Source organism: Brachybacterium massiliense (assembly GCF_900184245.1).
In the GTDB taxonomy this organism is placed as follows: domain Bacteria; phylum Actinomycetota; class Actinomycetes; order Actinomycetales; family Dermabacteraceae; genus Brachybacterium; species Brachybacterium massiliense.
This window is the reverse complement of sequence record NZ_FXXB01000006.1, coordinates 183,464-208,567: the sequence shown is the minus strand read 5'-3', so window position 1 is coordinate 208,567 and position 25,104 is coordinate 183,464. Positions and strand designations below refer to the sequence as shown.

20 protein-coding genes and 1 tRNA gene are annotated in these 25,104 nt (G+C 72.0%); 3 read left to right on the top strand and 18 right to left on the bottom strand.

Annotated elements, in window-relative coordinates; genetic code table 11:
- Positions 1-138: 138 nt before the first annotated feature.
- The 8 genes from BN4251_RS05390 to BN4251_RS05355 all read right to left on the bottom strand — a co-directional run bounded on the left by BN4251_RS05390 (position 139) and on the right by BN4251_RS05355 (position 10,184).
- The gene (locus BN4251_RS05390; RefSeq protein ID WP_087484107.1) at positions 139-5,493 is read right to left on the bottom strand and encodes a S8 family serine peptidase; all 5,355 of its coding nucleotides are present in this window, start codon (positions 5,491-5,493) and stop codon (positions 139-141) included.
- Positions 5,494-5,843: 350 nt separating this feature from the next.
- Entirely contained in the window at positions 5,844-6,233 is a 390-nt protein-coding gene (gene rplL / locus BN4251_RS05385) for a 50S ribosomal protein L7/L12 (protein WP_087484106.1), read from the bottom strand.
- A gap of 147 nt (positions 6,234-6,380) precedes the next feature.
- The gene (gene rplJ, locus BN4251_RS05380) at positions 6,381-6,899 is read right to left on the bottom strand and encodes a 50S ribosomal protein L10 (RefSeq protein WP_087484105.1); all 519 of its coding nucleotides are present in this window, start codon (positions 6,897-6,899) and stop codon (positions 6,381-6,383) included.
- A gap of 588 nt (positions 6,900-7,487) precedes the next feature.
- Complete coding sequence (rplA, locus tag BN4251_RS05375; RefSeq protein ID WP_087484104.1) at positions 7,488-8,207, bottom strand: 50S ribosomal protein L1; 720 nt, start codon at positions 8,205-8,207, stop codon at positions 7,488-7,490.
- A gap of 5 nt (positions 8,208-8,212) precedes the next feature.
- Entirely contained in the window at positions 8,213-8,644 is a 432-nt protein-coding gene (gene rplK / locus BN4251_RS05370; RefSeq protein ID WP_087484103.1) for a 50S ribosomal protein L11, read from the bottom strand.
- Between the two features lie 182 nt (positions 8,645-8,826).
- Positions 8,827-9,705 (bottom strand): transcription termination/antitermination protein NusG, encoded by an 879-nt coding sequence (gene nusG / locus BN4251_RS05365; RefSeq protein WP_087484102.1) that lies wholly within the window; start codon positions 9,703-9,705, stop codon positions 8,827-8,829.
- 76 nt (positions 9,706-9,781) lie between these two features.
- The gene (secE, locus tag BN4251_RS05360) at positions 9,782-10,048 is read right to left on the bottom strand and encodes a preprotein translocase subunit SecE (protein WP_087484101.1); all 267 of its coding nucleotides are present in this window, start codon (positions 10,046-10,048) and stop codon (positions 9,782-9,784) included.
- Positions 10,049-10,111: 63 nt separating this feature from the next.
- Positions 10,112-10,184: transfer RNA gene (locus BN4251_RS05355), tRNA-Trp, on the bottom strand.
- Positions 10,185-10,493: 309 nt separating this feature from the next.
- On the opposite strand from BN4251_RS05355, the gene BN4251_RS05350 reads away from it, so the two are divergent.
- Both BN4251_RS05350 and BN4251_RS05345 read left to right on the top strand, forming a co-directional pair.
- A complete protein-coding gene (locus BN4251_RS05350) occupies positions 10,494-11,738 on the top strand; it encodes a pyridoxal phosphate-dependent aminotransferase (RefSeq protein ID WP_087484100.1) in 1,245 nt (414 codons plus the stop codon).
- Positions 11,735-12,772 carry an adenosine deaminase gene (locus tag BN4251_RS05345; RefSeq protein WP_087484099.1) on the top strand — a complete coding sequence of 346 codons (1,038 nt, stop codon included), beginning with the start codon at positions 11,735-11,737 and terminating at the stop codon, positions 12,770-12,772. The genes BN4251_RS05350 and BN4251_RS05345 overlap by 4 nt, the downstream gene beginning before the upstream one ends.
- A 41-nt stretch (positions 12,773-12,813) precedes the next feature.
- Here BN4251_RS05345 and BN4251_RS05340 read toward each other — a convergent pair whose 3' ends face one another.
- The 9 genes from BN4251_RS05340 to BN4251_RS05300 all read right to left on the bottom strand — a co-directional run bounded on the left by BN4251_RS05340 (position 12,814) and on the right by BN4251_RS05300 (position 22,416).
- Positions 12,814-13,959, bottom strand: coding sequence for a glycosyltransferase family 2 protein (locus tag BN4251_RS05340; protein ID WP_087484098.1), 1,146 nt, complete (start codon positions 13,957-13,959; stop codon positions 12,814-12,816).
- Complete coding sequence (locus tag BN4251_RS05335; protein ID WP_212647587.1) at positions 13,953-14,933, bottom strand: 3-oxoacyl-ACP synthase III family protein; 981 nt, start codon at positions 14,931-14,933, stop codon at positions 13,953-13,955. The genes BN4251_RS05340 and BN4251_RS05335 overlap by 7 nt, the downstream gene beginning before the upstream one ends.
- A gap of 5 nt (positions 14,934-14,938) precedes the next feature.
- Positions 14,939-16,273: a F390 synthetase-related protein gene (locus BN4251_RS05330; protein WP_087484096.1), complete on the bottom strand. Its 1,335-nt coding sequence runs from the start codon at positions 16,271-16,273 to the stop codon at positions 14,939-14,941.
- Entirely contained in the window at positions 16,254-17,093 is an 840-nt protein-coding gene (locus BN4251_RS05325; protein WP_087484095.1) for an MBL fold metallo-hydrolase, read from the bottom strand. The genes BN4251_RS05330 and BN4251_RS05325 overlap by 20 nt, the downstream gene beginning before the upstream one ends.
- The gene (locus BN4251_RS05320; RefSeq protein WP_087484094.1) at positions 17,090-18,070 is read right to left on the bottom strand and encodes an NAD-dependent epimerase/dehydratase family protein; all 981 of its coding nucleotides are present in this window, start codon (positions 18,068-18,070) and stop codon (positions 17,090-17,092) included. Before BN4251_RS05320 ends, BN4251_RS05325 begins: the two co-directional genes overlap by 4 nt.
- A gap of 54 nt (positions 18,071-18,124) precedes the next feature.
- Positions 18,125-19,366, bottom strand: a complete 1,242-nt coding sequence (gene galK / locus BN4251_RS05315) for a galactokinase (RefSeq protein WP_087484093.1) — start codon at positions 19,364-19,366, stop codon at positions 18,125-18,127.
- A gap of 112 nt (positions 19,367-19,478) precedes the next feature.
- Complete coding sequence (locus BN4251_RS05310) at positions 19,479-20,549, bottom strand: lactonase family protein (RefSeq protein WP_087484092.1); 1,071 nt, start codon at positions 20,547-20,549, stop codon at positions 19,479-19,481.
- A 2-nt stretch (positions 20,550-20,551) separates the two neighbouring features.
- Positions 20,552-22,042 (bottom strand): threonine/serine exporter family protein, encoded by a 1,491-nt coding sequence (locus BN4251_RS05305; protein WP_087484091.1) that lies wholly within the window; start codon positions 22,040-22,042, stop codon positions 20,552-20,554.
- 83 nt (positions 22,043-22,125) lie between these two features.
- Positions 22,126-22,416: a DUF3017 domain-containing protein gene (locus tag BN4251_RS05300; RefSeq protein ID WP_087484090.1), complete on the bottom strand. Its 291-nt coding sequence runs from the start codon at positions 22,414-22,416 to the stop codon at positions 22,126-22,128.
- A 96-nt stretch (positions 22,417-22,512) separates the two neighbouring features.
- On the opposite strand from BN4251_RS05300, the gene BN4251_RS05295 reads away from it, so the two are divergent.
- Positions 22,513-24,030: an aspartate ammonia-lyase gene (locus BN4251_RS05295; RefSeq protein WP_087484089.1), complete on the top strand. Its 1,518-nt coding sequence runs from the start codon at positions 22,513-22,515 to the stop codon at positions 24,028-24,030.
- Positions 24,031-24,136: 106 nt separating this feature from the next.
- Here BN4251_RS05295 and ppk2 read toward each other — a convergent pair whose 3' ends face one another.
- Entirely contained in the window at positions 24,137-25,042 is a 906-nt protein-coding gene (ppk2, locus tag BN4251_RS05290) for a polyphosphate kinase 2 (RefSeq protein ID WP_087484088.1), read from the bottom strand.
- Positions 25,043-25,104: the final 62 nt, after the last annotated feature.

Sequence of the window (25,104 nt, the reverse complement as noted above, 5' to 3'; positions counted from 1 at the left end):
CGGGGCGGCATGACGCGGGCCGCACCTCCCCTGCCAGGTGATGCGGCCCGCGATGATCTCGCTCACGTCGCGCAGCTCCGTGTGGAGCAGGCGGTGCGGGGCGGGGCCCGGTGCGCCCCGGTCCCCGCGCCGCTCGGCTCAGCGGCGCCGGCGCATCACCAGCAGCGCACCGCCGCCGAGCAGCAGGGCCGCCGCCGCGGCGAGGGCACCGGTGATCTCGACGCCCGTGCGTGCGAGCGGGCCGCCGCCGGAGCCGTCAGCGGAGCCCGAGCCGCCGCCCGCGCCCGTGCCGGCTCCGCTGCCGCCGCCCGTGCCGTCACCCGCGTCTCCCCCGCCGCCGGGAGCGCCGGCCGGGAGGAGCAGGTAGGTGGCCTGCGAGGGGCCCTCGAAGGTGAGCACGCCGTCGGCCCAGGTCGCCTGGACCGGGAGGCGGGTCCCGTCGGGGAGGACGCGCAGCACGCGCTCCCCCTCCGTGCCGGGGACCGTGATCACAGACTGGAGGGAGCCGTGGGTGTTGGCGAGCACCAGCACGCGGGCCTCGCCGCCCTCGGCCGACTCGAGCGCGGCGGCGAGCGTGTCATCGCTGCGGAAGGTGGCGGTGACGGTGACCTCGCCGGCGGTGAGGGTGACCTCCTCGAGCACGATGCTCACAGTGATCCGCTGCTCGATCGGCTCGCCCTCGGCATCGACCAGGATGTCGCCCGCCTCGTCGATCGCGAGGATGCCGACCTCCTGCTCCCCGTCCACCAGCACGGTGCCGGGTGCCAGGCGCAGCGAGACGCCCGCCTCCTCGGCCTGCTCGGCGTCACCGGCGAAGGTCGCCCGGTAGGAGGACAGCACGGCCCTGGCCAGCGCCGCCTGATCGCCGAGCTCCTCGCGGTGGATGCTCAGCTCCACCGACTCGGGGCCGTCGATGCCGAGCGCCGTCTCGAGCGGGGCGATGCGGAAATCGGCGGTCTCGGTGGTGGTGTTGCCCGCGAGGTCGGTGGCGACCACGGTGAGGGTGTGGGCGCCCTCGTCGAGATCGTCGGTGGAGACCAGGGCGGTGAGGACCTCCTGGACCGCCATGGTGCGCGCTCCGGTGGCCGCGAACGGGATCTCGGCGATGTCGCCGTCCGCAGCGTCGGCCTCCGCAGCGTCGGCCTCCGCGGCGTCCGTCTCCGCGGAGGCGGTGTCAGCGGTGTCGGCCTCGGCGCCGTCGGCGTCCGCGGTGTCGGCGTCGCCGGTCAGCTCCCGCAGATCGATCAGGGCGTCCTCGACGGAGTGCTCCTGCGTGGACAGGTCGCTCGTGACCTCCTCGACGACCTCGCCGTCGAGCAGCACCTGCATCCCGGCGATGTGGTCACCGCTCGCGGAGACCTCGATCTCCGCGCCGACGGGCAGCGTCTCGCCACGCTCGGCGATCTCCAGGTCCACGCGGGGCGGATCCTGGTCGACGATCACCGGGATCAGACCCACCAGCACGTTGCCGTTGGAGTCGGAGAACTCCACCAGCAGGGTGTCACCGTCGGCGACGGTGATCTCGGTGGAGAACTCACGCGTGTTCGAGCCCTCCCCCGGGCTGCCGATGTCGAAGCGCTCGATCACCGTCGAGTCGTTCAGCGACAGGGCGTAGCCCCAGCCGTCATCGGCGGCGGTGCCGGCCACGGTGACCTGCTCCTCGGCGGTGTAGAGGGTGCCGCCCACCAGGGTGGGCTCCTCGATCTTCAGGGTCGGCGCCGTGACGTCGAAGTACACGCGCACCCCGCGGTCGTAGCGGACCTGGCCGTCGGCATCCTCGATCACCATCCTGACGTGGTTCTCGCCGGTGGCCACGGGGAGGTCGGCGGCGAAGGAGCCGTCCTCCGCGATCGCGACCTCGATCGGGTCCGCCTCGACGATCCGGCCCTCGTCGTCCGCGCGGGCGCCGGGGGTCAGCGTGATGGTGCCGCCGGCGGGGTAGCTGCCCCGCAGCGTGAAGACGCTGCCGTCGGCGCTGACGTCCTCGGTGCTGCCGGGGACGAAGCACGCCCCGGACTCGAGCACGCAGTCGGCGTTCAGGATCTCGGGCATCGCCCAGCCGCCCTGCGGCGCGCGGCCGGAGATCGCGAAGGACTGCGAGTCGGTGTTCACCCCGTCGGAGGCGGAGAGGGTGAACGCCGCGGCGCTCTCCCCCGGCGTCACCGTGATCTCGAAGGTGCCGTCGGCGCTCACCTCGCCGACGGTCTCGCCGGAGGTGACGGTGAGGGTCGCGTCCTCGCGCTCGTCGGTGACGGTACCGCGCACGGTGATGCTGCCGTCGTCGTCGAGGATCGCGGCGCCCTGCGGGTCGGTCTCCATCTCGGTGATCTCGAGCTCGGGCGCGGTCGCGTCGTAGGTGACCGTCAGGGACTGCTCCTGCACGATCTCGCCCTCGACGTCCCGGCCCTGGACCAGGAACTCCTGGGGGCCCTCGACGAGCGGGAGCGGGAGGCGGAAGCGGCCGTCCGGGGTGGGCACGGACTCCTCGCCCACGCGCACCTCGACGATGTCGGAGGAGACATAGCCGCTCAGCAGCAGCGCATCATCGGAGACCATCAGCGACTGCGGGCCGAGCACCCCCTGCTCGAGCTGCGTCATGTTGGCGATCAGCATGGTGGACTGCTCGAACACCTTGGTGGCGGCACCCAGGTTGAAGCCGCCGTCCAGCACCGAGACGGTGACGAACGGAACCGCCTCGGGATCCACCTCGATCGAGTAGCTGCCATCGGGCGCCTCGGTCACCGGGATGTCCTCACCGGAAGCCGCGGTGACCGTCGGCGGCTGCAGCAGCCCTGAGCCGTCCTCGACGATGCTGAAGGGCAGCAGTCCGGCCTCGTAGGCACCGAACTCGATCACGGGGGCGGTCGCGTCGATCCCGAAGTCGAACTCGGAGGTCTGCCACGGCTGGTCCTCGCCGAGGCGGGCCTCGATGCGGTAGGTGTACTGGCCGTCGGGCAGCGCGGCGAACTCCGCCGCCTGCGGGTCGTACAGCGTGCCGTCGAAGGTGTAGCCGGTCCACTGCAGCTGGCGCGGATCGGAGACCGCGCCCCAGTCGGCGAGCAGGTTGCGGTACACGCCCTGCTCCTCGCCGAGCACGGTGATCTGCTCACCGGAGGCGTCGAGCACCGAGTAGCGCACGTCCGAGGCGTTGCGCATGGGCACCAGGTTCGGGGCGATCACGTCCATGTCGCCGTCGCCGTTGGGCGAGAGCCAGAACTCCCCCATCTCGCTGTGCAGCGGGAGGGTGGAGCCGCCCCAAGTGGTGATCAGCTCGCTGCTGACGCCCACGCCCTCGAGCGCCTCGCCTGCGGGAAGGATGATCGGCTCGGCGTTCCAGTCGCCGGCGAAGCCGAGGAAGGGGACCACGAGGTCCGGCTGGTCCGCGGCGGCGGACTCGAAGCCCACCCAGCCGCCGGTGAAGTGGTCCCCGCCGCTCTCGGGAGTGACCGTCACCTGGACGTCAGCGCTGCCGCCTGCGGGGACGACGACCTCGCCCGGCAGGGACACGGAGCCGCCCGAGGCACGCACCGTGGTGGCGGCGCCGGCGTCGTTGGTCTCGGCCAGCAGCGGGACCTCGGGGAGCGCGAAGGAGACGTCCTGCGCACCGCTGTTGGTGAGGGTGACGGTGAAGGAGGCGGATCCGTCGATCTCGCGCAGCGCGGCGCCGCCCTGGCCGTCGACGGTAGCGATCACCTGGGAGTCCAGGGCCTTGTCCACCTGGGCGAGGCCGGCGCCGATCTGGCGCGGGGAGGCCGACGGGACGCCGTCCTCGGTGGCCGGGACGAGGGCGGTGTTCATCAGCATGACCTTGGCGAGGTCCACGCGCTCGGCGCCGGTGACCTCGGGGCGGTTCTCCTCGAGGTGCTCGAGCACGAGCGCCGCCATGCCGGCGACGTTCGGGGACGCCATCGAGGTGCCCGAGCTCGAGCCGTAGGTGCCGTCGTTGTAGGTCGAGTAGACGTTGCCGCCGATGCCCGCGATCTCGGGCTCGAAGTCCAGCGTGGGGGTCGCGCCCCAGGAGGTGAACGAGGACGGGGTCAGGCCGCCCGCGACGGGACGCACATCCATCTCGTCGGTGATGCGCAGGGTGGTCTCGCCCGCGGCGATCGCGGCCTTCAGCTCGAGGCCGACGGACTGGGTGACGGTGATGCCGGGCAGGGTGAAGGTCTCCACGCCCGCCATGCCGAAGGGTGCATCCTCCGTGTTGTAGATGACCACGCCCCCGGCGTTCGCGTCGATCGCGTTCTCGTACTTCTCGCTGAAGGCGATCTCGCCGCGGCCGATGAGGGCGTAGGCGCCGTCGAGGTCGCGGCCCGCGGTCTCCTCGGCGGTGCCCAGACCCAGGTCCACCAGGGGGTGGGGCTCGCCGTCGTGAGTGCCGGTCGCGGGCGTGTAGGGCACGCCCTCCTCCTCGCCGCCGACGTAGGCCATCAGCTGGGTGAGGGCGGCGTTGTCGATCGAGGCGACCGTGAAGGCGGAGCCCAGGGTGCCCGGGGCACCGATGGTGCCGTCGTCGTGGAGGCCGTAGAGGTCGTCGGCCACGCCGCCGGGCGAGAAGTTCTGGCCGTCGTTGCCGGCGGCGATCACGGAGATCACTCCGGCGTCGCGTGCCGCTTCGATTGCCAGCGAGCTGGCGTCGGAGGAGTTCTTCTGGCCGTTCGCGGCGCCGAGGGACATGTTGATGACGTCGGCGTCGAGCTTCACCGAGTCCTCGATGGCGGCGACGATGTCGGAGTCGGTCGCGCCGCCGCCGGCGTTGGAGAACACCTTCATCGCGAGCAGCTGCGCGTTGGGGGCCACGCCGTCCAGCTCGCCGGTCTCGACGAAGTCGCCGGGCTGATCGCCCTCGGAGCCGTTGGCCGCGGCGATGCCGCCGACGTGCTGCCCGTGGGCGTCGACCACGCTGTCCTTGATCACGAAGCTCTCGTCGGCGTAGTTGTAGCCGTCGGGCACCTTGCAGGTGAAGTTCGCTTCGGCGGCCGGGTTGATCTCGGTGATCGCGGCGGCATCGCAGTCGTCCAGGCGCAGGGCCGGGTGACCGGCGTCGATGCCGGAGTCGATGATCGAGATGACCATGCCGGTGCCGTCGACTCCGTGGTCCTCGAACGCGGCGGGGACGCCCTGGAGGTCGCGTGCGGTGTGCTCGGTGCGCTCGTAGACACGCTCGCGACGCACCGAGACCACCTCGGGCTCGAGCGAGAGCGCGGCGAGGCGATCCCCCGGCACCGCGGCGGAGAAGCCGTTGACCAGGTAGCCGAACTGGCGGTCCACCTCGAGGCCGTGCTCCTCGGTCCACGAGTCGATCAGCCGCTGCTGCTCCTGCAGACGGGAGCTCTCCTCGGACATGGAGTAGCTGGTGGGCTGGTTCTTCAGCAGCACCACCACGTCGACCGGCTCCGCGGTGAGATCATCGGCGATCCCCGCGATGTCCTCGACGGGCGCCGGGGCGGCCGGAGGCGTCGTCGCCTCCGGCGCCGCGGCGGCGGTGGACATGCCGAGACCGAGGGTCCCGATCAGTACGGCGCCGGACAGAGCGGCGAGACGACGAAGCGGCCGTGATGGCACAGGGACCCCCGAGTGATTCATGACATAAGCCCGACCAGCTTAGGGAGCGTTCAGAGAACTTTCAGCCGATCGTCCTCGCCCGAAGGTCACGAATAGGTGACGGCGCAGGGGCGGCGGGCCGACGGGGCACGGCCGGGGCGACCTGGATGTCCGGGGGTGCCGTCACGCCGCTGGAGGCCCGAGGACATGCAGAAGGGCCGCCCCGCAGATGCGGGACGGCCCTTCAGGAGCAGTGCGACTGCCGTCGGATCAGGCGTGCGCCGGGCGCACGCCGGTGATCACTTGACGGAGACGGTCGCGCCGGCCTCCTCGAGCTTCGCCTTGGCAGCCTCGGCGTCGTCCTTCTTGACACCCTCGAGGACGGGCTTGGGAGCCTCGTCGACGAGCGCCTTGGCCTCCTTCAGGCCGAGCGAGGTCAGGCCGCGCACCTCCTTGATGACGGCGATCTTCGCGGAGCCAGCGGACTCGAGGATGACGTCGAACTCATCCTTCTCCTCCTCGGCGGGGGCGTCACCACCGGCGGCGGCGCCACCGGCAGCGGCCACGGCCACGGGGGCGGCGGCGGTCACGTCGAAGACGTCCTCGAACTGCTTCACGAACTCGGAGAGCTCGATGAGGGACATCTCCTTGAAAGCTTCGATGAGCTCGTCGTTGCTGAGCTTCGCCATGGTGGCGTTCCTTCCTGTAGTCGGGACCTGCGTCCCTGCGGTGTAGAGCGGCGCACACGCGCCAGGTCATGCGGTCCGGATCTCCTGGTCAGGGTCTCCGGGGGACAGCGCTGAGGCTGTGGATGCGGAAGCCGCGAGCCCGAGGGCTCAGGCGGCTTCCTGCTTGGCCCGCAGCGCGTCCACGGTGCGCGCCGTCTTGGACAGCGGTGCAGCGAACACTGCGGCGGCCTTGGACATCGACGCCTTCATGGCGCCGGCGGCCTTGGCCAGCAGGACCTCGCGGGACTCGAGGTCCGCGAGCATCTGGACGTCCTGTTCCGAGAGCAGCTTGCCCTCGAAGTAGCCGGACTTGACCACGAGGTTCTCGTGGGTCTTGGCGAAGTCACGCAGAGCCTTCGCAGGCTCCACCGGCTCGCCCTTGATGAAGGCGATAGCGGTCGGCCCGCTGAGCGTGCCGTCGAACACGTCGATGCCGGCCTCGCGGGCAGCGATCTCCGTGAGCGTGTTCTTCACCACGGCGTAGGTCGTCTCGGAGCCCAGTGCGCGGCGGAGCTCCTTGAGCTCCCCCACGCTGAGCCCGCGATACTCGGTGATGACGGCGGCGTCGGATGCACGGAACAGGTCCGCGATCTCGGCGACGGCGTCCACCTTTTCGGGGTTCGCCATGGCCCTCCTTCCAGAGGTCTCTCGCCACCGGGTGAAGGCGTCCCAGGAAGGGAAAGGGCCTCGACACGCAAGTGTCGAGGCCAGCACGCACGATCCGGCTCCCCGGGAGCTGCTGCTCCGCGGAGGGCGCGACCGTGCGGGTCGCATCTTCACCTGCGCAGGCCGTCCCAGGGGGACTTCTTCGGTCGCTCTCCGGGTGGAGGGCGACGACCGGCGGTCTTCGGTAGGCACCACAGTAGTGCAGACCCGCCCCCGCGCGCCATGCCGTCGGCGGCGGTCTCCGTCACAGTCCGGAGCCGCTCCCCCGCACGGCCTGCCGGGCCGCGACGAGCTCGGCGACGCCCGCGAAGCGCGCTGCCCACCGCTCCCCGGGGGTGCGCGTGGTCATCTACTGGCGCAGGGCGAATCAGTACGGTCATATCGCCGTAGGGACACGCCACCCGCCAGTAACTGACGAACCGGCCTCTCCCCGCCCCGGACAGCACGACGCCCCGCCCACCGCTGGGGGTGGACGGGGCGCCGAGATGCGAGGAGGAGACGAGGCTCAGGCTGTTCCTGCTGCCTGAGCTCCTACCGCTCGTACGTCGCTCAGGCCTCGTCGGTGTCCTCGAGGAGGTTGCGCGTACGGTTCACGTCGACCGGGATGCCCGGGCCCATGGTGGTGGACACGGTGATCTTGGTGATGTAGCGGCCCTTGGAGGCGGACGGCTTCAGACGCAGGATCTCGTCGAGCGCGGCGACGTAGTTCTCGACCAGCTGCTGGTCGGAGAAGGAGACCTTGCCGACGATGTAGTGCAGGTTGGCCGCACGGTCGGTGCGGAACTCGATCTTGCCGCCCTTGATGTCGGACACGGCCTTGGCGGTGTCCATGGTGACGGTGCCGGTCTTGGGGTTCGGCATGAGGCCGCGGGGGCCCAGCACGCGGCCCAGCTTGCCGACCTTGCCCATCAGGTTCGGCGTCGCCACAGCGGCGTCGAAGTCGGTCCAGCCGCCGGCGACCTTCTCGATCAGCTCGTCGTCGCCGACCTCGTCGGCGCCGGCCTCACGGGCGGCGTCGGCCTGCGCACCGGTCGCGAAGACGATGACGCGGGCGGTCTTGCCGGTGCCGTTGGGCAGGTTGACGGTGCCGCGCACCATCTGGTCCGCCTTGCGGGGGTCCACGCCCAGACGCATCGAGACCTCGACGGAGGCGTCGAACTTGGCCGGGGAGGACTTCTGGGCCAGACGCAGAGCGTCCAGCGGGGAGTAGGCGCGACCCTCTTCGATCAGCGCGGCGCCGTTCTTGTAAGCCTTGCTACGGAAACCCATTGTCGTCAGCCCTCCACCGTGATGCCCATGGAACGAGCGGTGCCGGCGACGATCTTCGCCGCGGCCTCGATGTCGTTCGCGTTCAGATCAGGCATCTTGGTCTCCGCGATCTCGCGGACCTGTGCCTGGGTGATCTTCCCGACCTTGTCGGTGTGCGGGGTCGCCGAGCCCTTCTGGAGGCCTGCGGCCTTCTTGATCAGCTCAGCGGCCGGCGGGGTCTTCGTGATGAAGGTGAACGAGCGATCCTCGTAGACCGTGATCTCGACCGGGACGATGTTGCCGCGCATGTCCGCGGTGCGATCGTTGTAGGCCTTCACGAACTCCATCATGTTCACGCCGGCAGCGCCGAGCGCGGGACCCACGGGCGGCGCAGGCGTGGCCTGGCCGGCCTGGATCTGGAGCTTGATGATGCTCGCGATCTTCTTCTTGGGAGCCATTGCTCTTCCTTACTGTGGTGTGGTCCGGGCGGAGGTCATCATGCACTCCTCCCACGGCTGGACCCGCGCTCGCGCGAGGCGGAAACGGGTCCGGGATGCGACGTTACCTGCACGTCGCGGCGGCGTCGACCGGGATCGGGAGTGATCCTGGTCGTACTGGCACGGCCGGGGCCGTGCGCCGCTCAGATCTTGGCGACCTGGTCGAAGCCGAGCTCGACCGGGGTCTCGCGACCGAAGATCGACACCAGCACCTGCAGCTTCTGGGCCTCGGCGTGGATCTCGGAGATGGTGGCCGGCATGGTCTCGAAGGGGCCGTCCATGACGGTGACGGACTCGCCGACGTGGAAGTCGGGCATCTTCTGCGCGGCGGCGGGCTTGCTCGAGGAGCCGCCCGAGGAGCGCTTCTTCTCCGGCAGGCCGACGGAGGGGGCGAGCATCGAGTAGATCTCGTCGAAGGTCAGCGGGGTGGGCTCGGTGGCGTTGCCGACGAAGCCGGTCACGCCCGGGGTGTCCCGCACGACCCGCCAGGACTCGGTGGTCAGATCCATGCGCACCAGCACGTATCCGGGCACGCGGACGCGGCGGACGATCTTCTTCTGGCCGTTCTTGACCTCGGTCGCGTCCTCCATCGGGACCTGGACCTCGAAGATGTAGTCCTCCATGTCCTGGGTCTCGGTGCGCGTGGCGAGCTGGGTCTTCACGCGGTTCTCGTGACCGGAGTAGGAGTGGATGACGTACCACTCGCCGAGCGACGAGCGCAGGTGCATCTTCAGCTGCGCGAGCGGATCCTCCTCGGGCTCCTCGTCGGCGGCGCCCTCTGCGGTTGCGTCCTCGTCGGCCACGTCGGCCTCGACGGAGTCGTCGCCCTCGGCGGCGTTCTCCGCGGCGCCGTCGGACTCGTCCGCGCTCTCCTCGAGATCCGCGGCGGCGTCGGCCTCGACCTCGGCGAGCTCAGCGGCGTCCTGGGGCGCGGCGGCGTCGGCCTGCGGGGAGGCGGAGAAGGAGAGGGAGTCGTCGACGTTCTCGTAGGACTCGTCGGGGGTCGAGGTCTGGTCGCTCATCGGCGGGAACCTGCCTTCCTGGCGGCTGGGGACTGATCGGTCACGGTGCGGTGCGCGGTGCGGGCCGGCCTGCGGCTCACACGTCGGGGACCGTGAAGGCGATCCTGGAGAGCCAGCTGAACACGGAGTCCAGGCCGAAGATCAGCAGGATCATGAAGACGACGAACAGCAGAACCGTGATCGAGTACAGCACCAGCTCGCGACGGGTCGGGGTGACGACCTTCCGGAGCTCCGCGATGACCTGGCGGATGAACAGACCGATGGCCAGGAACGGGTTCTTCGACCCGGTGCCCTGGGCATCGGCGCCTGCGGGCGTCGACGGGGCGTTCTGGCGGGAGTTCACGTCTGGACTGTCCGATCTCGTCGAGGTCATCCGCATCCGGCCGGATCACCCCGACCGGACCGGCAGGGCAGACAGGGCTCGAACCTGCAACCTGCGGTTTTGGAGACCGCTGCGCTACCAATTGCGCCACTGCCCTTCACGAGGAACCTGCCTCGTGAGGTAGATCCGCGAGCCCCTGGAGGAGCCCGTCGTTTCTGACCAGCGATCAGCATACAAGCCTCCGGGGGATGGTGCGAATCGACTGGCGTCAGATCACATCACATCCGCTCCCGCAGATGCCGGCGGAGATGTCAGCGGAGATGCCGACGGGGATGCCGGGGCGCTCGCTCGCCGCGGCATCGGAGGGGTCCGGAGGGGCGATCGGAGGGGTCCGGAGGGGCGATCGGAGGGGTCCGAATGGGCGCAGGTCCTGGCACCTCTCCCCCGGCTCTGCCACGATAGGTGTGTGACCACCGACGATTCCAGCACCCCTGTGACCAGCAATCCCGACTCCGAGCGTGCGCGCATCTCGCAGCGCGTCGGAGCGATCCAGCCCTCGGCGACCCTCGCCGTCGATGCGACCGCGAAGGCGCTCAAGGCGGCAGGCCGTCCCGTGATCGGCTTCGGCGCCGGTGAGCCGGACTTCCCCACCCCGCAGCACATCGTCGACGCCGCGATCGAGGCCGCGCAGGATCCCAGCACGCATCGCTACTCCGCCACCGGCGGCCTGCCCGAGCTGCGCTCCGCGCTGGCCGAGGCGTTCAGCAGCACCACCGGCCTGGAGATCGAGCCGGCGCAGGTGCTGGTGACCAACGGCGGCAAGCAGGCGGTGTTCCAGACCTTCGCGACGCTGCTGGATCCGGGCGACGAGGTGCTGCTGCCGGCCCCGTACTGGACCACTTATCCCGAGGCGATCCGCCAGGCGGGCGCCGTCGAGGTGCCGGTGCTGGCGGGAGCGGACCAGGGCTATATCCCCACCGTGGACCAGCTCGAGGAGGCGCGCACCGAGCGCACCCGCGTGCTCGTGCTGTGCTCCCCCTCGAACCCGACCGGCGCGGTGCTCACCCCCGAGCAGGTCGCCGAGATCGGGCGCTGGGCCCTCGAGCACGGCATCTGGGTGGTGACCGACGAGATCTACCACGCGCTGACCTACGAGGGCATGCCCTTCACCTCGGTGCTCAAGGCCGTGCCCGAGCTGGCCGAGACCACTGTCCTGCTGGGCGGGGTGGCGAAGTCCTTCGCGATGACCGGCTGGCGCGTGGGATGGATGGTGGGCCCGGCCGATGTCATCAAGGCGGCCGGCAACCTGCAGTCCCACCTGACCTCGCACGTCAACAACATCGCCCAGCGCGCGGCGCTGGCCGCGCTGACCGGGCCCTCCGAGCCGGTCGAGCAGATGCGCGAGGCCTTCGACCGCCGTCGCCGCCTGATCGTCGAGAAGCTCTCGGCGGTGCCCGGCTTCACGGTGCCCACCCCGACCGGTGCGTTCTACGTGTTCCCGGACGTCTCCGGTGCGCTGGGACGCGAGATCCGCGGGAAGAAGGTCACCACCTCGACCGAGCTCGCCACGGTGATCCTCGAGGAGGCCGAGGTCGCGGCCGTGCCCGGCGAGGCCTTCGGCGCACCCGGCCACCTGCGCTTCTCCTACGCCCTGGCCGATGACGACATCGTCGAGGGCATCGACCGGGTGGCAGCGCTCCTGAGCGAATGAGCCTCACCCGCGGCGGGCTCCGCGATCTGCAGGCGCTGCCCAAGGCGCATCTGCATCTCCACTTCACGGGGTCGATGCGCCAGCAGACCCTCCTGGAGCTCGCCGCGGAGCGCGGCATCCGCCTGCCGCGCTCCCTCACCGACGATGTCGCGCTGCAGGTCGAGCCCACCCGGCGCGGCTGGTTCCGCTTCCAGCGGCAGTACGACGCGGCGCGCGCCGTCGTCGACTCCGAGGCGGCGATGCGGCGGATCCTGCACGAGGCGGTGCTCGATGACGCCGCGGAGGGCTCGGGCCGCCTCGAGCTGCAGGTGGATCCCACCAGCTATGCGCCCTTCGTGGGCGGCCTGACCCCCGCGCTCGAGATCGTGCTGGACCAGGCGGCGCTCTCGGAGCGCGAGACCGGCGTGAGCGTCGGGATTATCGTGGCCGCCTCCCGCACCCGCCACCCGCTGGATGCGCGCACCCTGGCACGGCTCGCGGCGCGCAACGCGGGACCGGTGGTCGGCTTCGGGCTGTCCAACGACGAGCGCCGCGGCACCACCGCGGAGTACGGCCCCGCCTTCCGGATCGCCCGGGAGGCCGGGCTGCTGTCCGTGCCGCACGGCGGGGAGCTGCTGGGGCCCGAGCACGTCCGGGACGTGGTCGACCACCTGGGCCCGCACCGTCTGGGGCACGGGGTGCGTGCGGCGGAGGATCCGCGCCTGCTGGACCGGATTGTCGAGGCCGGTATCGGGCTCGAGGTGTGCCCGGCCTCGAACGCCTCCCTCGGCGTGCTGGACACCGCCGCCGATGTGCCTCTGCGGCGCCTGGTCGAGGCGGGGGCGCAGATCGCGCTCGGGGCGGATGACCCGCTGCTGTTCGGCTCACGGCTGCTGGATCAGTACGAGACCGCGCGGGCCGTGGGCTTCGACGACGCCGAGCTCGCGGAGCTCGCGGCCTCCTCGATCCGGGTCTCCTCCGCGCCCGAGCCCGTGAAGCAGCGCCTGCTGGGCGGGGTGCGGGACTGGCTCGCCGCCGAGCCTCTCCCCCGCTAGCGCACAGCGACCGGGCTGCGGCCCGAGCGCCGGTGCCCGCCTCAGACGCCGGGCGGGTCGCCGGGCCTCTCCCCCGGTGCGCCCCGCGCTGGCCGCACGGCGTGCTCGCGGGATTTCCAGCGCACCGTCCTGCGCAGCGCCGCGGCGAGCGCCGGGAGCGTGAGCAGGGGCGTGACCGGGCCGAGCAGGCCCTCGGCGAGGTCCTTCGGCCCGCGCCGACCGGTGGCCGCGGCGACCACCGCACGATCGGCGATGCTCGCGAATCGCAGGACCCGCACCCACGGTGTGGGCCGCAGGCACCACACCAGCGTGTGGGAGAGGCCGTACCCGGTCACGGTCGCGATCGTGGCCAGGCGTGAGCCGCCGTGGAGGGCCACGGCGGATTTCCCGAACCCCTGCACCGAGTCGCGGTAGGAGTCGTAGTTGCGCACCCCGAACAGGCGCCCGCCCAGCACCAGACGGGTCCGTCCCGGCCGGCCATCCCGGCGCAGGCGCTGCACGGCCCGGCCCAGCGCCATGTCGTCCTGGATCACCCCGGCTAGCGCGTGATGACCGCCGGTGGCGAGGTAGGCGCTGCGGTCGATCGCGATCAGCGCACCGCTGGTCGCGCCCGCGCCCAGCCGGTCCCAGGCCAGCAGCGGCCAGGGCGCGAGGGTGAGCACGATGTTCTCGGTCAGCGGGGAGAGCAGGCGGGTTCCGACGGTCAGCCCCCGCATCGAGGGCAGCACGCTGAGCAGGTCCGCGCGCAGGCGGCGCTTCGCCGCGAGCACGGCGTCGAGGGTGCCCTCCTCCCATGCCGTATCCGCATCGGTGATCACGAGCACCTGCCCGCGCGCGGCCCGGGCGAGCTCCCAGAGCGGCCAGTTCCGGCCCACCCAGCCCTCGGGCCGCGTCGAGGAGAGCACCCGCACGCCGTGCTCCTCGGCCCGGTCGAGGCCGGCGCTGTTCAGCCCGTCGTCGAACACGAGGATCTCGTCGGCCCCCTGGGCGGCGAGGGCGCGCAGCAGGCCGGGGAGGTTCGCCTCCTCGTCCCGGGCGGGCACCAGGAGGGACACCGTCGGGGCCTGAGGCCGCGGGGCGGAGGGCCGCAGGCGCGGCATCACGGCGAGGTTCAGGGCGAGCGTGGCGGCGCGTGCGAGGTAGACCGCGGTGACGCCGGCGAGCAGCGCGCGGCGCGGGCTCACCATGACAGCACCATCCCCGTGGTGGTCAGGCCCGCGCCGGTGCCCACCAGCAGCACCTGGTCGCCGCCGGTGACGCGGCCCTGCTCGAGCGCCTGGTGGAGGGTCAGCGGGATGCTCGCGGCGACCACGTTGCCGAGGTGCTCGAGGGTGGTCTCGATCTTCTCCTCGGGCCATCCGTAGCGGCGCAGCAGCGTCATCCCGGCGGCGCTGGTCTGATGCGGGATCACCCGGTCGATCCCCTCCAGAGAGGTGGAGAGCCCCGTGCGGAGCTGCTCGAGGAAGGGCGGGACCCGGGTGTGGGCGAGCTTGAGGGCGTGCTTGCCATCCATGCGGAAGGCATAGTCGCGCAGGTCGTCTCCCGGGGCGGGCCGGAAGGAGCGGTAGCCGCCGGCGCGGATCTCGGTGGCCGCCGCCCCCTCGGGCCACATCTGGGCGAGGTAGCGCACGATCCCCTGTCCCTCGCGCTCGGCCGGGCCGAGGATCACCGCGGCCGCGCCGTCCCCGAACAGCAGGGAGGACTCCGGGTCTGTGAGGTCCAGGCCGCGGCTGGAGGCTTCGCAGCTGACCACGGCCGCGCTGCGCACCTGCCCGGTGGCGATCTGGAGGGCAGCCTGGTGCATGCCCACCAGAGCGCTGACGCAGGTGGAGTGCACGCTGAACGCCTGGCCGCCGCGGAATCCCGTCAGCTCGGCGAGGTGCGCGGAGCCGTCCGGGATGGGCTGCGGGGTCCCGCCCGAGGCGTGGATCAGCAGGTCCAGCTGGTCGATCCGGAGCCCGGCGGCGGTCAGCGCGTCGGTGAGGGCGCGGGCGCCGTAGCGCAGCGGGTCCTCGCCGGGCTCGACCCAGCGGCGCTCTCGCACGCCCGTGGCCCGCACGGCCCGTTCCGGGTCGATGCCGATCCGCTCGGCGAGCTCGGCGGTGGTGACCACGCCCGCGGGCAGAGCGCTGGCGGTGGCGAGGATCCTGGTGGGCAGCATCGGTCTCATCTCCCTGTGCGCAGGACGCGTCGCAGCTTGGTCCCTGCCGGGGCGGGCCGCCATGCGTGCTCGTCGATCGTGACGAGATCCCAAAGTACGCCCTGTCTGCGCAGTGCACGGCCGATTCGCTCACGCACCTCCGCCCGGACCGGAGCGCTGCTCGGTGCGGTCTCGACCCGAAGCATCGCGGGGCCGGTCTGGAGCACGCGGTACTCCTCGAGGCCCGGGACATCGCTCAGCGCGCCGCGCACGAAGTCGGGCCAGATGGTGATCTGTGCTCCCCCGGGGCCAGGGAGCTCGAGCGCGTCATCCTGCCGGCCGATGATCCGGCGGATCCGACGGGTGGCGCTGCCGCAGGAGCAGTCCGGGGCGAGGTCCAGGACGTCGTCGAGGCGGTGGCGGATCACGGGCTGGGCGCGCCGGCGCAGGTCGGTGAGCACCGGGCGCACCAGTCCCCCGCCCAGCGGCTCGGTCTCCACATGGACGTGCTCCTCGGCGAGGTGCAGCTCCCCGGCGGCGCAGGGCAGGCCGAGCATCCCCTCGGTGGCCTGGTAGATCTGCACCACCGGCGCCTCGAAGCCGTGCTCGAGCACGCTGCGGGTCCCGTCCTCGAGCACCTCGGCGACGCTGACCACCTTCTCGGGCCGGGCCCGTGCACCGGCCTCGAGCACGGCGCGCAGCACCGACGGCGGGCCGACGACGAGCGTGGGGTCGGTGGCGGTGAGCGCGGCGGCGAGCTGCTCGATGGGGCGGAGGATGTCGTGGAAGTCGATCTGCACGCGGGAGGAGGCCGCGGTGCGGTACAGCGTGCCGTCGGCCCGCAGGAAGAAGGCGACCCGCTGCGGGGTGCGAAGCGACCAGGGGAAGGGGCGCAGGAGGGCGGCGAGCACGGTCCCGGCCCAGCGCAGGCGGTCCTCGCGGTCGACGAGGAAGGCGCCGCGCGCGCCCGAGGTGCCGGTGGACAGCCCCACCCCCACCTCGCCCGCGGCGGTGGTGAGGGTGCCGGTGAAGTCGCGCGTGTCCTCGGCCTCGTGGGCGAGGGCGAGCACCTCCTCCAGGCGCACTCCCACGGTGTTCAGTGCATCGAAGTGCGCCATCATCTCGCGCTTGCCCACCGGCGGCAGCTGCCACCACCGCTCGGGCGGGAGGTCTGCCTCGGCGAAGCGCTGCGCGGTCCAGGCGGAGTGCTGCAGCAGCCACGGGATCTGGTGGCGGGCCAGGCGGCCGTGGCGGGCACGGACGGCGTCCCGCGTGGTGAGGCGACGGCGTGCGGCGGCGACCCCTTCGAGCCCGATCAGAGCGGTATCGGGCAGCAGGCGTTCAGCGGCGCGGGCTCTCATGGGAGACCCTCACCTCCGCACGGGGATGGCGGGCGAGCCACTGCCGCCACCGCTGCCCTGTCTCCCGCGCCGCGGCGGGGTCATGGCTGACCAGGCGGTGGATCAGCGGATGGGCCGGGATTCCCTCGCGCAGCGCCTGCTCGCTCCAGGCCACGTCGCCGCCGAGCAGCACCAGTCCTCCGCCGTCGCCGTCGGCGCCTCCGCCGTCGGTCTCTGCCACGCGCGCGATCGCGCACACCGAGCCGTGCGTGTGCCCCGGCGAGGGGACCAACCACAGGCTCCCGTCGCCGAAGAAGTCCGTGGCCCGCTCGAAGGGCGCGAGCCCCGGCGGGGCGGGGGCGTGCGCGAGCGGCCGCAGTCGCTGTCGGGCGGGCACGGCCTCGGGGACGATCCCGTGGCGGAGGGCGGGGACGCCGCGGAGGGAGGTGAGGGTGTCGATCTCGGCGGCGTCCATCCACACGGGGGCGTGCGGGAGGTCGACGGCGCCGGAGAGGTGGTCGAGGTGCAGGTGGGTGACGATGACCGCGGTGATCGAGGAGGGGTCCGTGCCGCGGCGGGCGAGCTGGGCGAACAGCTCCTGCTCGCGGGGCAGGGACGCCGGCAGCAGGGTGCCGTAGAGCCGGGCGGGCCAGCGCCGCAGCGCCTCGAGGGCCGTGCGGGAGTATCCGGCGTCCAGCAGCACGGTGCCGTGCTCGGGGTGCTCGATGAGGGTGACGCCCGCGGGAAAGCGCCGGGGGCGCCAGGGCTGGCCGCGCTGGGCGAGGGCGGCGAGGGAGGTGCACCACCCCACCTGCAGGTGCGCGAGACGCAGCACGGTCATGCCCCTTCCTCCTCCCAGGCGGAGGCGAGCCCGTCCTCGCGCACCGGGGCGTAGCCGAGCTCCTCGCGGGCGCGGGTGAGGTCCAGCCGCATCCCGCGCGTGAGCAGGCGGATCCCGGTGGCGGTCAGTCGCGGCTCCGCACGGCCGAGGCGGCGGGCGACCTGCTCGACCAGGCCCGCGGCCCGCTCGACCGGGGCGGCGGGCAGGCGATGGCGCGGGCGGGGCAGGCCCCGGTGGTCGGCGAGCCGGTCGATGCCGTCCCAGATCGCGATCGGGGTGCCGTCGGCGATGTTCACGGCACCGGTGACCTCGCTGTCGAGGGCGAGCGCGATCGCGTGAGCGGCGTTGTCGACATGGGTGAGGTCGGTGAGCACGTCGCCGTCGACCAGCCGGGGCAGCCGGCGCGACTCGAGCGCGGCAACGATGCGGGGCACGATCGAGGTGTCTCCGGGCCCGTAGATCCCGCGGGGCCGCAGCAGGCACGCGTCGGGGTGCGCGGCGATCACGGCGCGCTCGGCGAGGTGCTTGGAGCGGGCGTAGTCGCTGTCGAAGCGCGGCCCGACGGGCAGCGACTCCGGGACGGGGCGCTGCGGGGTGCCCCAGCGGGGGTCCTCGTGCACGGCCCGGTTGTAGATGCTGGGCGAGCTGATGTGGACCAGTCTCAGGCCCCGCTCGGCGCTGGCCCGGGCCAGGCGCGCGGAGGCGTCGACGTTGATCCGCTGCAGCTGATCGCGCCGTGCCCAGAGGGTGGACAGGGCCGCGCAGTGCACCACCGCGTCGACGTCCTGGAGCAGCGGGCGCAGGGAGTCCGCGGCGGTGAGATCGGCGGTGCGCAGGCGCACCCCGGCCTCCTGGAGGGCGCGGCGGCGGGAGGAAGGGAAGACCCTCCCGGTCCCCACCACCTCGTGCTCCTCGACGAGGAGCCGCGCGGTGCGGCCGCCGAGGAACCCCGATGCTCCCGTGACCAGGACTCTCATCGCTGGCCCCGTCGGCTCGCTGTGCCCGCCGGCCGGCTCATCGCGCGCCGCGCCTCAGCGGTCCTGGCCGGCGCCCTCGGACGGCAGCGCGAGGAAGAACACCGGGGCCTCGAAGCCCTGCTCGGTGAAGGCGGCGGCGATCGCGGCGGCGACCTGCTCGGCCTGCTCCGCCTCGACCAGGGCGATCGTCGAGCCGCCGAAGCCGCCGCCGGTCATGCGGGCGCCGTGGGCGCCGGCGGCCCGGGCCGCGTCGACCGCGACGTCGAGCTGGGCGACGGTGACCTCGTAGTCCTCGCGCAGGGAGTCGTGCGAGGCGTTCAGCAGCGCGCCGAGCTCGGTGACGTTCTCGCGCACGGTGCCGGCGGCGAGCAGCGCGCCGAACTCGCGCACGCGCTGGATCTCGGTGATGACGTGGTGGGCGCGGCGGCGCACCACCTCGTCCTGGATCGTCGCCAGGAGCGTCTCGAGCGCGGCGGGGTCCGTGGCCTCGACGTCGCGCAGGGTGTCCACCCCGAGCTCGCGGGCGGCCTGCTCGCTGTCCGCGCGGCGTGCGGTGTACTCGCCGTCCACATGGGAGTGCTCGGCGCGGGTGTCCGTGATCAGCAGTGCGAGGCCCTGGGAGGCGAGGTCCCACGGCACGGGCCGGGTGGAGAAATCCCGGCAGTCCAGGAACAGGGCGTGCCCCTCGCGGGAGAGCACGGAGGCGGACTGGTCCAGCCCGCCGGTCGAGGCGCCGGCGAAGTCGGTCTCCGCGGTGATCGCGGCGCGCACCCGGTCCAGCGGCTCGGTGCCGAGCGAGAGGAGGTCCTCGATCGCCTCGGCGGCCGAGCACTCGAGGGCGGCGGAGCTGGAGAGCCCGGCCCCGAGCGGCACCTGCCCGTCGATCAGGATGTCCATGCCGCGGGTCGAGGCGCCGGAGATGCGCGAGCCGAGCGCCCACAGCACGCCCGCCACGTAGGCGGGCCAGCCGGTGACGGTCTCCGGGCTGAGGGTGCGGGCGTCGATGTCGAGCACAGTCTCGTCCTGCACGGAGCGCAGCCGCAGGCGGTTGGTGGGTGTGCGGGCGGCCGCCGCGAAGCAGCGATGGGAGATCGCCATGGGCAGGCAGAGCCCGTCCTGGTAGTCGACGTGCTCGCCGATGATGTTGACGCGCCCGGGCGCGGACCACACGCCGTCGGGCTGGTAGCCGAACGACTCCTCGAACAGCTGCGCCGCGCGTTCCGCGGCCGCCGCACGGTCCGGGGCCGCGGAGAGCTCGACGGCGGCGGGCGAGGCGGAGGGGGCGGCAGAATTCATGGATGTCCTTCCGAAGCGATGAGGGGCCGGTGGCGCAGCGGGAGGCGCGTCCGTCCCGGCTCGGCGTCGGTGAGTCTATCCGTCATGACGACAAGAGGGCAGGGGCGGTCTCTCAGGGTCGCACCGCGAGGCATGCCACCGAGGGGGCGGGGATCGGTTCGCCGAGGGTCTCGAGCCGCTCCTCCCGGCGATGGAGCACGTCGATGCGGTCACCCTCCTGCGCGGCGACCAGCACCAGATCGTCCCACTGGGTGAAGTGGCGGGGATGGGCGCCGACCTGCACCTCGGCCACCCGCTCGGGGCGCCTCATGGTCAGCGACAGCAGGGAGAGGGTGTCGGGGCCGCGGTTGGCGACCAGCAGCAGGGAGTCGTCGTCGGCCAGCTCGATGTGGGAGACGGCGTTGTCACCCTCGTGCCCGCTCGCGGGGATCATCGAGCGCACGCTCCAGCGGTGCGCGCTCACGCTCGCGCGGGCCACGGAGCCGGGTGTCGGCGCCGTCGCCTGCTCCCGGGAGGCGGTGGCGACGGTGCCCGAGAGCTCGCAGGCGATGTGCAGCTGCTCGGACTCGTGGTCGGTGGCCAGGTGCCTCGGCCCGCTCCCCCGGCGCAGCGGGATCTCGCCGGCCAGATCGATCATGCCCTCGGGGTCCTGGTGGTACAGCAGCACCCTGTCCAGGCCGAGATCCGGCACGGCCAGGAGCTCCGTGCCCGGCAGCGCGATGACCTGATGCGGGTGCGGCACCGCGACGTCGCTGTGGTCGCGGTGGTCGTCGAGGTCGATCTGCTCGAGCGGCAGTCCCTCCTCGTCCAGCCGCACCGTGGCGACCGTTCCCGCGCCGTACTGCGCGATCACCAGCGTGGAGGGGTCCGTGCCATGGGCCAGGTGGCAGCCGCCGTGCCCCTGGACGGCGAGGTCTGCGACGATCTCGGCGCTCTCGCCGTCGGCGCTGACCCGCACCGCGACGACCCGGGTGGGTTCCGTCTCGAGCACGGCGTACAGCAGGGAGCCGTCGCCGCTCCACAGCACGAAGGAGGGATCGGGCAGGTCCACCACGGCGAGGCGGGCGACGGCCGGCGCGGCGGCGGGGTCCTCGCGGCTCAGCCGCAGGATCTCCAGGCCGGGGCCTCGGCCCCGGCCGCTGCGCGAATAGCCGCCTGCGGCGATCAGTGCGGTGGGGCTCATGGTCACTCCTCGCGATCGGTGCGCCGCCCCGAGGTGCTCTCCTGTTCGGAGGGCAGTTCGAGATCCTCCAGGAAGGAGGGATCCTCGAACATCGTGGACGACAGCGCTGTCATCTCACCGGTCATCGTAGACGGCTCGATGACCGGAGCACCACGACGGCGCCGCACGCGCCGTGAGCCGAGGGAGAGACGGCGGCGGCGCATGGTGGTGAACGGCGAGGAGATCGCCGGGGTGTAGGCGATGCCGCTGCGGCGGAAGTACGGCATCAGCCGTGAGGCCAGCAGCTGGCCGGCCACCACGCCGGCGGCGATCGAGACCGCGATCTCGGCCGCGCCCAGCAGCTCGGCGGCGCCGGACATCAGGTCATCGCCCAGCCCCAGCAGGCCCCGGTAGATCCGGCTGCCGGGCACCAGCGGGATCACGCCCGCCATCACGAAGGCGAGGGCGGGGGCGCGCAGCCGGTCCCCGAGCGCTGTCGCGGCGAGCCCGCTGAGGAACGCGGCGACGCCCACGGCGACGGTCCGGTCCAGCATCAGGCCGCCCAGCACCTGGGAGATGATCGCCGAGCCCGCGGCGACCAGCGCGGCGGTCAGCAGCAGGCGGGCGGGCACCTGGGTGCCCACGCCGTAGCCGAGCCCCATCCCGAGCCCCGAGATGATCGCGACCACGGCGGTGGTGAGGGTCAGCGGCATCGAGGCGCTCACCGAGATGTCCGCGCCCAGCAGGTCCGCCACCAGCATCCCCACCCGCACCCCGGCGACCAGGCCGACGGTCAGCATGAGCGCCTCGAGCATGCGCCCCGCGGCGGTGACGTACCAACCGGTCACGGCATCCTGCACCGCGCTGATGGAGGACAGCCCCGCGAGCTGCACGATGATGCAGGAGACCACCACGATCGAGGGGTTCGCGGTGCTGTCCACGAGGGCGACCGCGGCCGCGGCGAGCACGGCGACGAGACCGCCCAGGGCCTGGCCGTAGAAGGGCGGGATGTTCCAGCGGGCGAGCACCTCGCCGGCGCCGATCAGCAGGCCCGCGGCGAGGGTCGCGGCGACCACCACCAGGCTGCCGGCCCCGAAGCTCAGCGCGGCCGCCCCGCCCATCACGGCGAAACCGCCGATGACCAAAGGGATCTTGTACAGCGGCGGGCGCTGCGGGATCGCGGCGGCGCGGCGGCGCGCCTCGTCCAGCGGCAGCTCGCCGGAGAGGTACTCGTGGGAGATGTCCTCGAAGGCCGCCAGGCGCGCGAAGTCCTGCACCCGCACGCTCGCCGAACGCACCCTGGTGAAGGGGGTGGCCGACTCATCGGCCAGATAGGAGATCGTCACCTCGTTGAACGTCACCTGGGCGGAGACGTTGCGCAGGCCGGAGGAGCTGGTCACCCGCAACACGGTCGCCGTGACCTCGGAGGCCGCGGCACCGTTGGTCAGCAGGCCCTCGCCGATCCTCATGGCGAGGTCGAACACAGCATGGAGCCGGGCGGAATCGGTGGGCACGGATCGATCGTGCCATACCGCCGAGGGCCGGGAACACCTCGCCCGGGCGAGGACTCGTCACACTCGCGCAGCAGGCGGCGGGCTCAGAGGTTCGGCGCGGTGGACAGCAGGCCGAGGGAGATCGCGAGCAGCAGGAGCACGGCCACGTCGAGCCCGCGCGAACGCACCGCGAGGGCGCCGACGGCCCGGATGGGCAGCACGGCGCGCAGCACTGCGAGCACCCCCAGCAGGAGCGCGAGCAGCAGCCCGGCCAGCGCCGCGGAGGAGATCACGCCGACCACCAGGATCCCGCACAGCGCGATCAGCGCGAGGGTGAGCACCGCCTGCCGCTGGAAGGCGGCGGCGAGGCTGGTGGGGGGACGTCGTTCGAGCACAGACCCATGGTACGGGCCGTGGGGCCCTCCCCCGCCGGTTACCCTGGCCGTGGTCGGCAGTGCCGTCGACCGCCGCCCTACCTGGAGGACGCCTCGATGACCCACCCCGGCGCGATGACGGGCCCCACTCGCCGCGAGCACGATCTGCTCGGCGATCGCGATGTGCCGGCCGACGCCTACTACGGGATCCAGACTCTGCGCGCGCAGGAGAACTTCCACATCACGGGGGTGCCGCTGCACCACTTCCCGCGGATCATCGAAGCTCTCGCGCACGTCAAGCGGGCCGCGGCCCGCGCCAACCATCGCCTGGGCGCGCTCGACGACGCGCGCGCCGCCGCGATCGACCAGGCCTGCGAGGAGATCGTGGGCGGTGCGCTGCATGAGCACTTCGTGGTGGACATGATCCAGGGCGGTGCGGGCACCAGCACGAACATGAACGCCAACGAGGTGATCGCCAACCGCGCCCTGGAGATCATGGGGTTCGAGAAGGGGCAGTACGACGAGCTGCACCCCAACAACCACGTCAACCTCGGCCAGTCCACCAACGACGTCTACCCCACCGCGGTGCGGCTGACGATCATGCTGTCCTTCCCGGCGCTCGCCGAGGCGATGGACCACCTGATCCGGACCCTGCGCGCAAAGGGGGACGAGTTCTCCGACGTGCTGAAGATGGGCCGCACGCAGATGCAGGACGCGGTGCCGATGACCGTGGGCCAGGAGTTCCACGGCTGGGCCGTCACCATCGAGGAGGACGTCCAGCGCCTGACCCGCACCGCGACCCTGTTCCAGGAGATCAACCTGGGCGCCACCGCGATCGGCACCGGCATCACCTCCGATCCGCGCTACGCGAAGATGGCCACGGCGAACCTCGCCGAGCTCACCGGCATCCCCTTCGTGGTCGCCGCGGACCTGGTGGAGGCCACGAGCGACACCGGCGCCTTCGTGACCTTCTCGGGGATCCTCAAGCGGATCGCGGTGAAGATCTCCAAGATCTGCAACGACCTGCGACTGCTCTCCTCCGGCCCGCGCGCCGGCTTCCACGAGATCAACCTGCCCTCGGTGCAGCCGGGCAGCTCGATCATGCCCGGCAAGGTGAACCCGGTGATCCCCGAGGTGGTCAACCAGGTCGCCTTCGAGGTGATCGGCAACGACCTCTCGGTGACCTTCGCCGCCGAGGGCGGTCAGCTGCAGCTGAACGCCTTCGAGCCGGTGATCTGCTTCAACATCCTCGAGTCCACGCGCATCATGACCCGGGCGATGAACACCCTGGCCGATCGCTGCATCGCGGGGATCACCCTGAACGAGTCGGTGCTCGAGGACTACCTGCGCCGCTCGATCGGTGTGGTCACGGCGCTGGTGCCGGTGCTCGGCTACGCGGCCTCGACCGAGGTGGCGCAGGCGGCGCTCGAGACCGGGCGTCCGGTCGCCGAGCTGGTGCTTGAGCGGGGCCTGCTGGACGAGGAGCGCCTGGAGGGGCTGCTCTCCCCCGCCTCGATGACCGCCCCGCACCGCGCGACCGCGACCGGCACGATCCCGGTGTTCGAGGATTTCGACGAGGTCGAGCGCGATTCGGGCGAGGTGGGCATCCCGCCGACGGATCGCGCGGACTTCTGAGCTGCTCTCCGCGACGCTCACCCGCTGAGACAGGCCGGGCCGGGCACCTCGAGAGGTGTCCGGCCCGGTCTGTGGCTGTTCAGCGCGGCTGCTCAGCGCCGACGGCTCACTCGTCGGCCTCCTCCATCTTGCCGCGCATGACCAGCTTCGGATCCGGGGTGCCGACGACCTCGTGGTCCTTGTCCTCGTACTCGAACTGCGAGAGGAAGTAGCGCATGGCGTTCAGGCGCGCGCGCTTCTTGTCGTTCGAGCGGATGATGGTCCACGGCGCGTACTTCTTGTCCGTGCGGCGGAACATCTCCTCCTTCGCGGCCGTGTAGGACTCCCAGCGGTCCAGGGACTCGAGGTCCATCGGGGAGAGCTTCCAGCGCCGCACCGGATCCAGCTGACGGATCGCGAAGCGGGTGCGCTGCTCCTTCTGGGAGACGGAGAACCAGAACTTGGTGACGTGGATGCCGGAGTCCACGAGCATGCGCTCGAAGTGCGGCACCTGGTTCATGAAGGTCTCGTACTGCTCGGGGGTCGCGAAGCCCATCACCCGCTCCACGCCGGCGCGGTTGTACCAGGAGCGGTCGAACAGCACCATCTCGCCGTCGGTGGGCAGGTGCTGGATGTAGCGCTGGAAGTACCACTGGCCGCGCTCGCGGTCGCTGGGCTTGTTCAGCGCGACCACGCGGGCGGTGCGGGGGTTGAGGTGCTCGGTGAAGCGCTTGATGGTGCCGCCCTTGCCGGCCGCGTCGCGCCCCTCGAAGATGATGATCGACTTCTGGTCGTTGTCCTCGAGCCAGTACTGGTACTTCAGCAGCTCGACCTGCAGCTTGTACTTCTCGAGCTCGTACTCGTCCCGGTCCATGCGGGTCTCGTACGGGTACCCCTCCTGCCAGGTGTACACGGGGTTGCCCTGCGGGTCGATCAGATCCGGGTCCGGGGTGTGCCCGTCGGCGACCGAATACCCCTCTTCACGCAGGTGCTCGATGTACTCGCGCAGGCTCTGGTTGTCGGGGATCTTCACGGTCGCTCCTTCGCACGCTGGTGGATGGCACCAACTCTAGAGGTCCTGCATGACCGCAGGGT

Excerpts from the sequence above, each read along its gene's own strand:
- BN4251_RS05325 (WP_087484095.1), bottom strand. The coding sequence starts at position 17,093 with ATGACCGTGCTGCGTCTCGCGCACCTGCAGGTGGGGTGGTGCACCTCC.
- BN4251_RS05340 (WP_087484098.1), bottom strand. The coding sequence starts at position 13,959 with ATGGTGAGCCCGCGCCGCGCGCTGCTCGCCGGCGTCACCGCGGTCTAC.
- rplL (WP_087484106.1), bottom strand. The coding sequence starts at position 6,233 with ATGGCGAAGCTCAGCAACGACGAGCTCATCGAAGCTTTCAAGGAGATG.
- BN4251_RS05320 (WP_087484094.1), bottom strand. The coding sequence starts at position 18,070 with ATGAGAGTCCTGGTCACGGGAGCATCGGGGTTCCTCGGCGGCCGCACC.
- BN4251_RS05335 (WP_212647587.1), bottom strand. The coding sequence starts at position 14,933 with ATGCTGCCCACCAGGATCCTCGCCACCGCCAGCGCTCTGCCCGCGGGC.
- BN4251_RS05345 (WP_087484099.1), top strand. The coding sequence starts at position 11,735 with ATGAGCCTCACCCGCGGCGGGCTCCGCGATCTGCAGGCGCTGCCCAAG.
- nusG (WP_087484102.1), bottom strand. The coding sequence starts at position 9,705 with ATGAGCGACCAGACCTCGACCCCCGACGAGTCCTACGAGAACGTCGAC.
- BN4251_RS05310 (WP_087484092.1), bottom strand. The coding sequence starts at position 20,549 with ATGAGCCCCACCGCACTGATCGCCGCAGGCGGCTATTCGCGCAGCGGC.
- rplJ (WP_087484105.1), bottom strand. The coding sequence starts at position 6,899 with ATGGCGAACCCCGAAAAGGTGGACGCCGTCGCCGAGATCGCGGACCTG.
- BN4251_RS05330 (WP_087484096.1), bottom strand. The coding sequence starts at position 16,273 with ATGAGAGCCCGCGCCGCTGAACGCCTGCTGCCCGATACCGCTCTGATC.
- galK (WP_087484093.1), bottom strand. The coding sequence starts at position 19,366 with ATGAATTCTGCCGCCCCCTCCGCCTCGCCCGCCGCCGTCGAGCTCTCC.
- rplK (WP_087484103.1), bottom strand. The coding sequence starts at position 8,644 with ATGGCTCCCAAGAAGAAGATCGCGAGCATCATCAAGCTCCAGATCCAG.
- rplA (WP_087484104.1), bottom strand. The coding sequence starts at position 8,207 with ATGGGTTTCCGTAGCAAGGCTTACAAGAACGGCGCCGCGCTGATCGAA.
- BN4251_RS05390 (WP_087484107.1), bottom strand. The coding sequence starts at position 5,493 with ATGTCCACCGCCGCCGCGGCGCCGGAGGCGACGACGCCTCCGGCCGCC.
- BN4251_RS05295 (WP_087484089.1), top strand. The coding sequence starts at position 22,513 with ATGACCCACCCCGGCGCGATGACGGGCCCCACTCGCCGCGAGCACGAT.